Here is a 13,155-nt window from a genome sequence, read left to right on the forward strand (position 1 = left end):
GCGAGGTGATGTGGTCACGGTTTTCCTTCCTCGGAACCTCCACGCGGAGATTCCATACTCGTATGCGACTTTAACGCCCGCGGGCCGCCGTGATCATCCTGGCTCGAGACTTTTTCGCTGATGGCGCATGGTTGGCGCCGTCACTGTGACACGGGGCGACGGCGCCCACGGTACCACGGAGCACGACGGCGCCATCACGCCATGCGCCAGCATGGCGGCGCAGCGTTACGGTGCCACGCGCCAGTGCCCCGTCACGGGGCCACCACGGCGCCGCAACCGAGAAAAAGAGCGGGAGGGCGGCGAGCTGATACTCGCTGCCCTCCCGCTGGAAGGTGGCTAGCTACTAGCCGCTGGTAGTGAGCCGCTAACGATTGACGGCCGGACGGTCAGCGCCCGCCCCGTTCCAGTCACCGGCGAGGAACACATCACCGGCGCGGCCGAAGCCGAAGCTGGCCACCGCGACGCCCTCGCCCACGTTCTCACGCAGGTGCCAGACGTTACCGCGGACCACGCCGATGCCGTCCACACCGTCCCCGTTCCAGTCACCGGCAAGGAATACATCGCCGGGCCGGCCGTAGGAGGAGGTGGACTTCGCCTGGGTGTCCGCGAAGGACGCCTGGGCGAAAACGGTGTTACCGCGGCGCACCGCAAGTTCATCGCGCCCGTTGCCATCCCAGTCACCGGCCACCATCTGGTCGCCGTGGCGCCCGAAGGAAACCATGGCGGTGTGGTTGCCACCGGCTAGGTCATCGCGCACGTACACCGTGTTGCCGCGGCGCACCCCGATGGTGTCCTTGCCGTCCCCGTTCCAGTCGCCGATAACGATCTCGTCATCCGCGCGGCCGAAGGAGAATTGCAGCTGGGCATTGCCGGTGGCGGCATTGGTGAGCAGGAAGGTGTTGCCGCGGCGCACCCCGGGGGTGTCCACGCCGTCGCCGTCCCAATCGCCCACGAAGATAGTTTCGCCAGCGCGACCGTAGCTGGTCACGCGGTCGGCGTTGCCGCCGGCCAGAGCGGTGGAGCTGAAGAGCAGGTTGCCCTGCGGCGCCGCCGCCTTGCTCGGTTCTTCACTCGGCTTATCTCCCGGTTCGGTCCCCGGCGCGCTCGGTTCCGTACCCGGCGTGCTCGGCTCCGTGCCTGGCGCGGTAGGCTCCGTGCTCGGCGCCGTCGGCTCCACGCTCGGCTCCACACCCGGCTCTTCACCGCCGGGCTGCTCGCCACCCGGGGTTTCCCCGGCGCGCGCGGTCAGCCACTTGCTGGAGTCCAGCGGTTCGCCCACGAGGCGGACTTCACCGATGCAGCCCTGGAAGCCGGATTCACGCACGCCGGCGTAGGAGCCCGCCCCGAGGACCCACGGCAGGCCCTGGGTGCCCACGCCCACGGTGCCCGGCGAATTACGCAGCACCGGTACCCCATCCACGTACATGGTGGTCATCTTGGTCTCCGGATCATTGACCACCGCGAGGTGGAGCCACTGATCGCGCGAAACAATCTCACCGGACCAAGCCGAAGATTCGGCCGGGGTGGGCTTCTGGGAATCCACGAAGGAGAACTGGATTTCCGCCAGGTTCGACATCGCCCACGCGAAGGGCGGTTCCTCACCCTCGGTGTTGTTGTAGCCAGCGATATTCTGACGCTGGCCATCGCGGGAAAGCCAGGCCATCCAGGCATTGTTCTTGTTATCGAACTTCGGGGAGATCTTGATGAAGGTCTCGAAGGTGAAACCGTTCTCGAAGGTCTCGTTATTGACGGCGGCATCGGCGGCGGTCACGAAGTTATTCCACCGTGCGTTATCACGCCCGCCATTGGCGAAGCACACCGCACCGGCATTGGCCGAGAGCGGGTGGTGGTCACGGGTCCATACGACGTCGCCCTCTTCGGCTCCCTTGGAACCGGGCTGGTCCAGCGGGGCCCGGGTGAAGTTATCCCCACCCACGGCATCCACGATGGCCTCACCCACGGCAACCGGGGTGCCTTCGGCCTTATCCACCGGCATCTTCCAGTGGGCCACGGTGCTCTCCACCTTGGGGTAGTCCTCCGCGCCGCTCGGGGCGGTGGGGGTCACCTGGGTCGGTGCATCGTAGCTGGCAAGCCACTCGCGCAGCTGCGGCGTCGTCAAAGAAGCCTTCGTATCAGCGATCACAAGGTTCGGGAAACGTTCGGCGAAGTTGAAGTCAAGCTCGAAAGTTTGACCCGCACCGTTAAGAATCGCCTGGTCGTCGGGAACAAGGGTGTCCTTGGCCTTCGTCATCACCCAGGGCGAGAAGGAGGTCTGGTAGATCTTATTGCCCGGCAGGTCGAATTCCACCATGCCCATGTAGCCGTTTCCGCCCATGTAGGCCATCTGGTAATCCATGAGGACCTGGTAGACGGGGTGGCCGGCGTCGTTCGTGCGCGTCCAGGTGGTCGCGCCGTGATGGTGGCCGTTGAAGGTAAGGAACACCTGATCGTGGTTGCGGATGAGCTTATTCCACACCTTTTCACCGAACTCGGTGGCCAGCGGGGTCACGCCGTCGCCCTCCACGTTAATCAGCTGATGCGAATTAACAATCGTGGGGGTGGTGGGATGCGCATCGAGCACATCGGATGCCCATTGCAGCGCGTCATCCTGGGCCTGCCAGGACAGGTTCATGACCAGGAAATCTTGGCCGTTCACCTTGAGGATGTGGTATTCGTGTGCTCCGGAAGGATCGCGTTCCACGAAGGTGGAGTTCTTGGCAGCGCGCTCGGCGCCGAACCATTCCTTGTAGGTGCCGTAGCCAACCGGATCGGTATCCGAGGCATCGGCCCCGACGTCGTGATTACCGGCAAGAATCGAGTAGGGATGCCCCGCGTCCTCGAGAATCTTCATGGCTTTATCGGCGATTTCCCACTGCTGGGGGTGGTTGTACTGATCCACGATATCGCCCAGGTGCATGGACATCTTAATGCCGTATTTCTCAGCGTTCTGCGCAATCCAGGAGGTCTGGGCGGAGAAGGGTTCGCTGCCGTACATGGCGCCGAATTGGTTACCGGTTTCTTCCGTGGCGTAGCGCGAGTAGAACTGGGTGTCCGGGATAACGCCGAGCGCGAAGTTCGAAAGCGGGGTCTTTTCTTCCGCCTCACCGGTGCCGCCATCACCGGTGCCGTCCTGCGGGGTGCCCGCCAGCGGGTTACCTTCCGCGTCGAGGTACACGGTGAACTGCCCGGAGAGCAGCTCGCGGCGCTCCACCTTTTCCACCTCGTAGTTATTATCGAGGATCGGGAAGAGCGAGATGGGGGTCATGACCATTTCGGCGGCCGGCTTCACCCCGGAATCGAGGGCCGGGCCGGTGTAGGGGTTGATCTTAATATCGAGGTGCCCGTAGTGCTTTCCACCCGAGATGAGCTTCTTCACGCCCGCCTCGTTGGTCTTCCACATTTCCGGTTCGTTAGCCTGCGCCATCCACACGGAGTGAGAGTTGAAACGCAGCGGTTCGTAGGCACCGTTCTCCCCCGTCTTGACCATCTTTTCGCCGCGCAGGCCGTCGGAGGCTACCCCGACGTCCCAGTGATACACGCCCACGCCATCGCCGGCTTCGTCCACGTAGGAGGCCTGGAACATTTCGTCATGGCCGGAGAAAACGGAGGCCACATTGTACTTTTCGAAAAGCGGCTGGAGGTGGCGCATGGGCACACCCGGCTGCTGATCGGGGAACTTGTGACCCATCGGGGTGCCGTGCACGCCGTTGGAGTAGGCCACGTGGTGGTACTGCACGATAATGATCTGGCCCTTGGCGCGGGCATCAGCCAGCTGCTTTTCGAGCCAGCGGTACTGATCCGAGCCGGGCATAAAGCTGGGCTGATCCACCGAATCGGGAGCCGCATCCGGGCCCCACCAGCCGGCCGCCACGGACTTGGGGAAGTCCCGCGCGTATTCCTCGTACGGGAAAACGCCCTGGGTGTCGGTTCCGAGCTGAGCGGCGGTAATGCCTTCGTCATTACCTTCGATCTTGGTTTCTTCCGGCATTGTCTTCGGAGTCTGATCGGTGCCGTTGGTCGAATCGAGGCTGATGATCGTCACCGGGCCCATATCGGTGCGGTGGTAGGCATCGCGCGCATTCGCGTTATCCGAACCGTTGGTATCAAATACCTGGTTGTAGGCGGCGCGGGCCCGCGCTACCGCGGTGCGATCATCCGGGCTGCCGTAGCCGTACACTTCGTGGTTGCCCAGCGAGGTGATCACCGGGATGGAATCAAGGAGCTGGCCCTTATCACCGGCGAAGTAGCGGAACCATTCGTCCCAGTGGCTTTGGGAGGAAGCGCGCTCGGCAATATCGCCGGGCAGCAGCACCAGGTCCGGCTTAGCGGCGGCAATGGCGGCGTTATTGATTTCCTGCGCCTTATCCTCGGTGAGCATGTAATTGACGGCGTACTTCCCGTTGCGGGTAGAGCCGCCAAACTTCTCATCCCAGGCCGAGCCCTTGCCCGGGCGCTCTTCGGAGCCTTCGGCCAGGTTGAGGGTCTGTTCCCATTCGCGGTAGGTCACGCGCCCGATGGGATCGGTTTCGGTATCGGAGAAGGCAATGATGTGGAGCGGATCGGTGATCCCGGCCTTCCCATCGGGGAGGGTACGGAGCGTGGCGGAATGCGCGTAGCCGTCCACCGTGACCGTGTAGGTGTAGGTGGAGCTGGGCTGGAGCTCTTCCACGCGCTGGCTGTACTTGTAGGGATGATCGGCGCGAATCCAGGCGCCCTGCGGTACGGACAGCGCCTTCCCGCGGCTGAGGGTGCCTTGCTTGAGTTCGTAATCCTGGTAATCATTGACCGGGTTCTGCACGCCGGCCACGGTGTAGGTGCGCCCTTCGGCGGGCAGGCCCGGACCGCTGATGGTGAGAACAGCATTATGGCCCAGTTCCGTAAACCAGTTAATCGTCATCTCGTGGGCACCGGGGCGCTGCAGGTAGGGCAGCACCCGGAAACCGGGACGCGGATCCATGGGTTGAGTCACCCCGTCCACGACGACGGGATTCTCATTCGTAGAGGCGAGAGCCGGAGAATCGACTCCCGGGAGTACTGGCTCGGCCGCGGCTGGCACCGTGAATGCCACCCCGACCGGCACTAGCGTAGCGGCAGCTAGAGCCGCTACTGCTCGACGCACGTGTCGCATGAATATCCTTCGCTTTGAGCTAGTCGGGGCGCGGATTGGCCCGACTCGGAAACACGCGTTTCCAATGCTCAAACTATTGAATTCGCCTTAATGAGCCGTAAACGGGCTCTTAATTTAAGGAGCTTCACGTGAATATCACATTGCGGCGGGGCAACGGGGCCGACGGTGCGACGGCGCAATGGCGCCACGGCGGGAAGGGCACGGTGCGGACGGTGCGGCGCCCCGTGGGCGCCGTGGTGGTACGACGACGGCGCAGCTGCGCTGCGCGCATACGCGTGTGGGGTGGGAGGCTGAGCCTCCCACCCCACACGCCCACCACGCAAGCGGGCAGTTAGTGTACTTCCCGAATTAGCCGAGGAGCTCCTCGAGCTTCTTCACGAGGGTCTTGCGGGCCTTACCGGCCTTCTCAGCTTCGAGCACGCGGGCCACTTCAGCGGCATCCGCACCCTGGGCGTATTCCACGACCTCGTCCACTTTCTTGGCGGCCGGATCAAAAGCATCCGCATCCGCGGCCGGCGCATCCGCGCCGGAGTCCGCTGCGGGAGCTTCCTCCGCGGCAGCGGCAGCTTCGGCTGCCGGGGCCGCGGCGGCGTCGTCGCCCTGCACCGGAGCGGAATCAGCCGCGCCGTCCTCATCAACCGGGCCATCCCACACCGGGCGGGACGGGGCGGCGGAGAAGTCCGGGGTCAGTTCGCCTTCCGGCTTTTCGCCGACGACCTTGATAACATCCACCTCGTTGCCGTTGGTGTCCACAACCTTGGCCAGGCGCAGCGCGGAGATGAGCGCCTTGCCACGGCGCAGCTCGCCGCTGAAGGCACCGAGCTGACCGGTCTGCGCGGCCGCGGAGATGAACTGGTTGGGATCCATGCCGTAGGACTGGGCCTGCTGGACCAGGAAGTTGAAGAGTTCATCCTGGGTGGTCTCCACACCGAACTTCTTGACCAGTTCGTCCAGGATGATCTGATCGCGCAGCGAATCGCGGATTTCCCCGCGGATTTCCTTGGCGTGGTCATCGTCGGTGGCGCGGTTTTCGGATTCGAGGTGGCGTTCCACTTCGGCATCGATCACGCGCTTGGGCAGCTGGACCTTGACATCCTCACGGAGCTTATCGAGGAGGAGGTTGCGAGCGGCCATGACCTGGACCTGGGCGGCATCCGTGGCGGCCTTCTCCGCCAGGTCCGCGCGCAGTTCCTCAATAGTGTCAAATTCGGAGGCGAGCTGGGCGAAATCATCATCCGCTTCCGGAAGCTCGGATTCCTGCACTTTCTCCACCACGACGGTCACATCGGCCTGCTCCCCGGCGTGCTCCCCGCCCACGAGGGTGGAGGTGAAGCTGAGCTCATCACCAGCGGAAGCGCCATTAACGGCCTCATCGAGGCCATCGAGCATATTGTCATCACCGATGCGGTAGGACACGCCCTCCACCGAATCAACTTCTTCGCCATCGATGCTGGCGGAGAGGTTAATGGTGACGTAATCGCGGCTGGCGGCGGCGCGTTCCACCGTCTTGAGGGTGGCGAAGCGTTCGCGCAGCTGCTCGAGGCGCTCATCCACGGCATCCGCATCCGCATTGGTTGCTTCCACTTCGAAGCTGTACTGCGCCGGATCCGGAATCACAATCGCCGGGCGCACATCCACCGTAACGGTAAAGGCGAGCGGCTCGGTGGAGTTCTTCTCCATCGCCACGCCGGTCACGTCCACCGCGGGGCGGCCCATGGGCACGAGGTCGTGTTCTTCCAGAACGTCCTGGTAGTAGCCGTCCAGGGAGTCGTTAATCGCCTGCTCCACAATCGCGGCGCGGCCAATCTGCGCTTCCAGAACGCGCGCGGGCACGTGCCCCCGGCGGAAGCCAGGGATCTGCACCTGGTTGCCGATGGTCTTCGCGGCCTTGTCAATTTCCGGCTTGAATTCCTCGAAAGGAACCTCAACGGTCAGCTTCACCTGGGTGGGATCGAGCTGTTCGTAGGAGCTTTCCAACTTTTTCTCCAGTCTAAAAATGGGGGTGATAACCCTTGCCGATAGGACGAATCCGTCCCCTTACTGCGCCGCGCCGGGCGCGGGCATACCCGCTAATTCTACGGCACGCACCCCGGGTGATGGGAGTTCTAGCGCAAAACTACCTGCCATATGTGAACGCACTCTCACCCGCGCAGCATTCAGGCCTCCGCCGCTAAGAGCGTCCAGAAACATGCCGACGACGCAGCTGCCCGGCACCTCGAAGCGAGGCGCCGGGCAGCTGAGATCACTGGCCTACCGGTGCGGCAGGCACGGCGGGGTAAATCCGCGCGGCGTGATCACGCGCGGGGCGATCGTGCTTAGAAGGCGGGAATAACTTCGCCATTGGGCCAGGTATCGCGAATGTACTTGGCAACTTCGGGGCTGTGCAGCGCGGCATCCAGCTTCTTCACGCCCTCGAGCTTCTCGCCGGTGGCCTTGGAGTTCCAGGCGAGGATATTGCCGTAGGGGTTATCGGTCGGGTCTTCGGTGTAGATAGCATCCTTGGAGGGAACCAGGCCGTTTTGCAGGGCGAAGTTACCGTTGATAATCGCAATATCCACATCCGGGAGGATCTTCGGAACCGAGGGGGCATCAGCTTCGCGGAAGGTGAGGTTCTTCGGGTTATCCACCACATCGTAAATGGTGGGGGAAGCAACCTGCGGGTTGAGCTTGATGAGGTTGTTCTTCTGGAGCAGGTCGAGGGCGCGAGCCTGGTTGGACGGATCGTTGGTCACGCCCACCACGGCATTGTCCTTGAGCTCGCTGAGCTGCTTAATCTTCTTGGAGTAGATGCCGTAGGGCTCGATGTGGATGCCCGCGCCGTGGTCTAGCGTGTAGTTCTTTTCCTTGATTTCGTTCTCAAGGTAGGGCAGGTGCTGGAAGTAATTCGCGTCAATTTCCCCGGCGTTGAGCGCCACATTGGGCTGCACGTAATCGTTGTACTCGCGGATATCCAGAGTGAAACCGGCATCCTTGGCGAGGTTGTCATTGACGAATTCCAGGATCTGCTTATGCGGGGCCGGCGAGGCGCCGACAACGAGGCGCACCGCGCCGTCGTCGTTCTTCGCGGGAGCGGAGGAGGACGAATCCGAGCTACCGCAGCCGCTCAACGCGAGCGCGCTCACCGCAGCTACCAGGGCAATTTTCGAAAGCTTCTTCATGGTTGTATATTCCTCTATTTTTCACAATGTTGGTGGTGATGACGGATCGCTGTACACCGTTATGCTGACAGCGCTGGTCCGGGTGCTTCCCGGTGGTGCGTGACCCGGCCGGCGGTTCCTTAGCGGTGATCCACCAGCCGGCTGAGCATGTCACCCAGCGCCTGGATGACCATGACGAGGAGCACCAGTACGATCACCACGATCGTGAGCACATCCGGGCGGTTATTGTAGTACCCGGCGTTTTGGGCCATGGCGCCCAGGCCGCCGCCGCCCACGGCGCCCGCCATCGCCGAGTAGCCGACGAGGGTGACCGCGAGGATCGTGACGGATTGGACGAGGGCCGGCAGCGCTTCGCGCATGAGCACCCCGAACATAATGCGGGTGCGGGAGGCTCCCATCATGAGGACGGCTTCCACTTTGCCGCGCTCAACGCCCATGAGATTGGATTCCACCAGGCGCGCGAAGTAGAAAGCCGCGGAGATCGTGAGCGGAACGGTGAAGCCTTGCCAGGCGCTGCCCGTTCCGGCGATGGCACGCGAAAAGCCGATAAGGATAAAGACGAAGATAATGAAGGGGATGGCGCGGCCCACATTGACAATAAAACCGAGGGTTTTATTGAGGAGAGGCGAGGGAAGCAGTCCCCCGCGGCCGGTCGCCACCAGGATCATCCCGAGGATAAGGCCAAGCGCCGAGGCAATCACGGTGGAGATCCCCACCATGGCCAACGTTTCGAAAGTGGCACGGGCCAGGCCGTCCTTGATTTCCGGGGCGTCGAACCAGGTGCCGCGCTCGAGCGGGAGGGCGGCCGCGGCGGATCTAACCGGTGCGGAGAGGGTCGGGCTGAAGAGTCCCGCGGCGGATACCGCCGGCGAGAATGCGCTAAGAATGGTCATGCTGCCCGCACCTCCGCGGTGATTCCGGCCTCGTTCATCGCGGTGAGAACGGTATCCACCTGCGCGTCATCGACCACGAGGGCCAGGCGCGCGATCTGGATCGCACCGATAGATTCAAAAACGCCCGCGCCAATATCGCAGCCGAGCCGCGCGGCCAGGCTGAGCGCCTGGGAGCCTGCAGTTTCGCCGGGGCGGGCAGTAAAGGCAATATCAATAACGGAGCCGGAAACATTGGTTGTTTCAATATCCGGGGCGGGCACCAGGCGGCGCGCCAGGGGCGAACTCACGTCCGCGAGCACGCTTTCGATGGTGCCGCCGGCGGTAATCCGGCCCGATTCGAGGAGGGTGACCGAATCGCAGATCCGGCGCACCACGTCCATTTCGTGGGTAATAATAACGACGGTCACCCCGTAGGCATCGCGCACTTCGCGCAGCAGTTCGAGGATTTGCAAGGTGGTATCCGCGTCCAGCGCGGAGGTGGGCTCATCGCAGAGCAGCACCGAAGGTGTGGTGGCCAGGGCGCGCGCAATGGCTACGCGCTGGCGCTGCCCGCCCGAAAGCTGGGATGGATACGAATCGCCCCGATCAGCAAGGCCGACGACGCCCAGCAGCTCACGCACCCGTTCGGCGATCTTCGCGGATTTTTCCCCGGCGATCTGGAGGGGGTAGGCGATATTTTCCGCGGCGGTACGTGCCTCCAGCAGGTTGCCGCCCTGGAAGACCATCCCGATGGTGCGCCGGGCCGCCCGTAATTTCGAGGCCGGCAGCGCGTTGAGATCTTCGCCGTTAATACGAATGGCGCCGCTGGTGGGTTTTTCCAGGGCGGTGAGGCAGCGAATGAGGGTGGATTTACCGGCCCCTGATTCGCCGACGATGCCGTGGATTTCCCCGGTGGGGATGGTGAGCGAAATGCCGCGCAGCGCCGCCACGGATTCTGCTCCGCGGCGCGGGTAGATCTTCTCCACCTCGGCTAGTTCGATCATCTCGTATCCCCTGACGTTTCCCTTAGTGCACAGCGGGGATGCTGCGCACAGTCAATCATCGTAGGTGTTTTTGCCGGGGACAACAACGCGGTAGCTCACTCATGAGATACGCCACGGCGGGTTTGTGCGGCGTAAACAGCGCTATCCCCTCGGTTTTCCCCGGTATTTTAGCGCTTTCCCCGCCGGCGCTACCGGTCGAGCTTTTGCGCAAATATTTCACCAAGGTCCCCGAGGGGATAGCTGGCAGGCGTGTGACCTGCTGTTTTAGGCACTTAGGGACCAGGCGCGGCCGCGGGCCAATCGCTTGGCTCGCGGCCGCTTCCGGTACTGCCTCGAATGCCGCTTAGCCGCGGTACTTCCGGCGCAGCGCGAAACCGCCCAGGATGAGCGCGGCTGCTCCCGCCATCCCGGTTGCCGCCGCGGCGCCGGTATGCGCGAGCTTGGCCGCGGGGCGCTTGACCTTCACCGTCGGAGCCTTCTGCTCCGGCGCGGGCTTNTCCCCGGTGCCCCGGGAGCCCCGGGCTCCGGGGCGGGCCCCGCCGGCGGGTCCGGGTTCACCGGCGGCTCGGGCACGGGGCACGGCCGGGCGGAAATATCGAAGCTCCACTCGGTCTGAGCTCCCGTGGCGAAGGTGTAGCGCTGCGGATCCTTGAGCTGCGCCGTCACGGTGACGCTGCCATCCGCCTCCACCCGGGTGTACTCCACGAAAGCGGATTCCGGAATGCTCACCGTGGCCGGCGTCCCGCAGGTATCTGCCGGAACGAATGTGGGGGCAATCGGGGTGACCGCGGGCTTCTCCAGCGGAGTGGCCGTGCAGGAGGTTGAGGTGAGATCCAGGGTCCAGGTGGCCGTGCGATGGTCCTCATCAACCGTGTAGCTCGCCCCAGCCCCCGGCGTAGCGATGAGGTACCCGGGCTTTGCAGTCGCGGTCACGGTGGCCGTGGTACCGGTAATCTCCGGTTCACCGTAGGTCACGCCCTTAACATTCTCCGGCAGGGTTACCTTCGCCGGTGCCACGGTTCCGCTCCCATCGCAGGGCTGCGGGGCGGTCACCGGAGCCGCGGGCACAATAATCGTGCCGTAGACCGGGGTCAATGTAAGATCCTCGGCCGGCATGGCGAATTTCAGGGCGCTATCGGCGGGATTCGCCTGCGCATTCTGCCCGAGGGCTTCCTTGCTCAACTGCTCCGCGGGAGTGGCCAGTTCAGATACCGTCCACCAGGCGAAGGGCAGATTCTTCTCCCCCGCCGGGATGCTCGGCTGCGCGCTCGTGCTCACCTGGGCTTGCGGCGCGGTGAAAATATGCTGGCGCGCGGTACCTTCCGGATAGTGCTGCGAGCCGGGCTCAACAACCTGGCCGGTCACGGTGCCAGTTTGTGATGTATTGCCGATCTGCGCCACGTAGCCCTGGCCAATCGTCCAGTTCCCGGTGCGCTGACCCTTGTGATTGACCACGAAGCGTGTGCGTGCGGTAGAAGAAACCGGGCTGGTACCTGCCGGGCCGGCCACCTTGTTCCTGTCGAGATTCTCATCCACCGTGAATGCACCGCTAGCAAATTCGGCCAGGGCAAAGGTACCGGGCTTGGTCACGCCAATGCGATCCCCAAATTCGGTATTCGGGCAGGTGAGGTAGGCGCCGTAGCCACCCTCGGTTTGGGCGGTCACATTCCCCGTGCCCAGGAAGCGGCAGGTGCCTTGGCCCGCCGTGAAAATCGCGGGAGCGTTCTTGGCCCCGTTCATCTTGATGAGGCTCTCGCCAGTGCTCGCAAACGTCACCCCGGTGGCGCCGACAACTCCGCCAGCAACATTCGCTGAGGAAGCGGCCACCGTGAGAGTGGCTGCGCCGTCGGCCTTCACCTGCGCCGCGCCGTACACCCCGTACCCTTGCGATTGCGAGGAGGAGGTGACGCTCAGCGCGGAGGTGCCCCCAACGTTGAGGTCTCCCGCGCTGTACACGCCGAAGCTGGACTGCCCCTGCGCCGTTGCCTGCGCCGTGACCTTCGCGTTGGTGATGCTCAAAACGTCGCCGGTGTTATCGGTATCGCCGCCGCCGGCCTGCATAATCGCCGTTGCCGTGGAGGCGTTGGAGCTGGCTTCTACCGTGACCGTGGCGCCCTGGGTGCCGTCGATGCTGAGGTTCTTCCAGGCGTTGATGCCGGTTGCTAAACCGGTTTCGTTGGTGACGCGGGCGATGACCTGAACATTGCCGCCGATACTGAGGTCCGCGGTGCTGCGGATCGCGGTGCTCATCGCGGTGTTTTTATCCCCCGTCCCGCACTTCTCGCAGGTAATATCCCTGCCCACGGCGGTGAGCTTGCCTTGACCCACAATTTCAATCGGCGCACCCGAGGAGTCGAGGCCAATCGAGCCACCCTTGAGCCAGGTCGCGTTCGGATCGCTGTCCTCCAGATTCACCGGGTATTTATTGATGGTGTTTGTGGCATCGAAGGTGGCGTCGCCGTCAAAATCGAGGACGTATTTATAGAGGCCATCCTGGTTGCCGGCGAAATAGAGGGCGTTCGCGGTGTAGCCGCCCTCGCTGGCGGTGAAAACGTTTGTGCCGCTGAACTTGACCGTCACATCGGAAGCGATCTTGCCCGTGTCCACGGACACGCCGCGCTTGTAGGAGTTCGTGGCGTCCTGGACATAATTATTGAACCACAGGGTTTTTGTGGCGGCGTTCCACGAAATCTTGTTATCGCCGGTCACGAAGGACTGATCCAGGCAATACGTCACACTATTGGTGTAGTAACTATCCTGAGCCGGGTAGGTTTTCCCGTCATCCGGCTTGGCGGTGCGGAGGGTACGGCCCGTGCAACTATTGCCGGTCGCGCTCACCACCACCGAAGTCACATCGGCTACCGCATCGGCGGGCACAAAGCCCGCGGGCAGCTCGCTCGCCGGCGCGGGAACTGCCACAGCGGAGGTGACAGCTCCTATTCCAGAACCTAAAAGTACTAACGCAGCTCCGACTGCGACAGATTTTCTCAACA

At 63.3% G+C, this 13,155-nt stretch carries 7 protein-coding genes; 1 reads left to right on the top strand and 6 read right to left on the bottom strand.

Annotated elements, in window-relative coordinates:
• Nucleotides 1-364: 364 nt before the first annotated feature.
• Nucleotides 365-5,128 (bottom strand): metallophosphoesterase, encoded by a 4,764-nt coding sequence (locus tag CZ322_RS09085; RefSeq protein WP_087071030.1) that lies wholly within the window; start codon nt 5,126-5,128, stop codon nt 365-367.
• A 128-nt stretch (nt 5,129-5,256) separates the two neighbouring features.
• Here CZ322_RS09085 and CZ322_RS09930 point away from each other — a divergent pair, with 128 nt between their 5' ends.
• Nucleotides 5,257-5,463, top strand: coding sequence for a hypothetical protein (locus CZ322_RS09930; RefSeq protein WP_143231893.1), 207 nt, complete (start codon nt 5,257-5,259; stop codon nt 5,461-5,463).
• A 13-nt stretch (nt 5,464-5,476) separates the two neighbouring features.
• On the opposite strand, the gene tig is transcribed toward CZ322_RS09930, so the two are convergent.
• The 5 genes from tig to CZ322_RS09935 form a co-directional block, all read right to left on the bottom strand.
• Nucleotides 5,477-7,105, bottom strand: a complete 1,629-nt coding sequence (tig, locus tag CZ322_RS09090; protein WP_087071031.1) for a trigger factor — start codon at nt 7,103-7,105, stop codon at nt 5,477-5,479.
• A 338-nt stretch (nt 7,106-7,443) separates the two neighbouring features.
• The gene (locus tag CZ322_RS09095) at nt 7,444-8,286 is read right to left on the bottom strand and encodes a MetQ/NlpA family ABC transporter substrate-binding protein (RefSeq protein ID WP_087071032.1); all 843 of its coding nucleotides are present in this window, start codon (nt 8,284-8,286) and stop codon (nt 7,444-7,446) included.
• Between the two features lie 119 nt (nt 8,287-8,405).
• A complete protein-coding gene (locus CZ322_RS09100) occupies nt 8,406-9,179 on the bottom strand; it encodes a methionine ABC transporter permease (protein WP_087071033.1) in 774 nt (257 codons plus the stop codon).
• Nucleotides 9,176-10,162: a methionine ABC transporter ATP-binding protein gene (locus CZ322_RS09105; protein WP_087071034.1), complete on the bottom strand. Its 987-nt coding sequence runs from the start codon at nt 10,160-10,162 to the stop codon at nt 9,176-9,178. The genes CZ322_RS09100 and CZ322_RS09105 overlap by 4 nt, the downstream gene beginning before the upstream one ends.
• 343 nt (nt 10,163-10,505) lie before the next feature.
• Nucleotides 10,506-10,628, bottom strand: a complete 123-nt coding sequence (locus CZ322_RS09935; protein ID WP_143231894.1) for an LPXTG cell wall anchor domain-containing protein — start codon at nt 10,626-10,628, stop codon at nt 10,506-10,508.
• Nucleotides 10,629-13,155: the final 2,527 nt, after the last annotated feature.

It is taken from the genome of Actinotignum timonense, assembly GCF_900155575.1.
In the GTDB taxonomy this organism is placed as follows: domain Bacteria; phylum Actinomycetota; class Actinomycetes; order Actinomycetales; family Actinomycetaceae; genus Actinotignum; species Actinotignum timonense.

What these genes read in the sequence shown, in the direction of transcription:
- CZ322_RS09085 (WP_087071030.1), bottom strand. Translation starts at nt 5,128, where the DNA reads ATGCGACACGTGCGTCGAGCAGTAGCGGCTCTAGCTGCCGCTACGCTA.
- CZ322_RS09095 (WP_087071032.1), bottom strand. Translation starts at nt 8,286, where the DNA reads ATGAAGAAGCTTTCGAAAATTGCCCTGGTAGCTGCGGTGAGCGCGCTC.
- CZ322_RS09100 (WP_087071033.1), bottom strand. Translation starts at nt 9,179, where the DNA reads ATGACCATTCTTAGCGCATTCTCGCCGGCGGTATCCGCCGCGGGACTC.
- CZ322_RS09105 (WP_087071034.1), bottom strand. Translation starts at nt 10,162, where the DNA reads ATGATCGAACTAGCCGAGGTGGAGAAGATCTACCCGCGCCGCGGAGCA.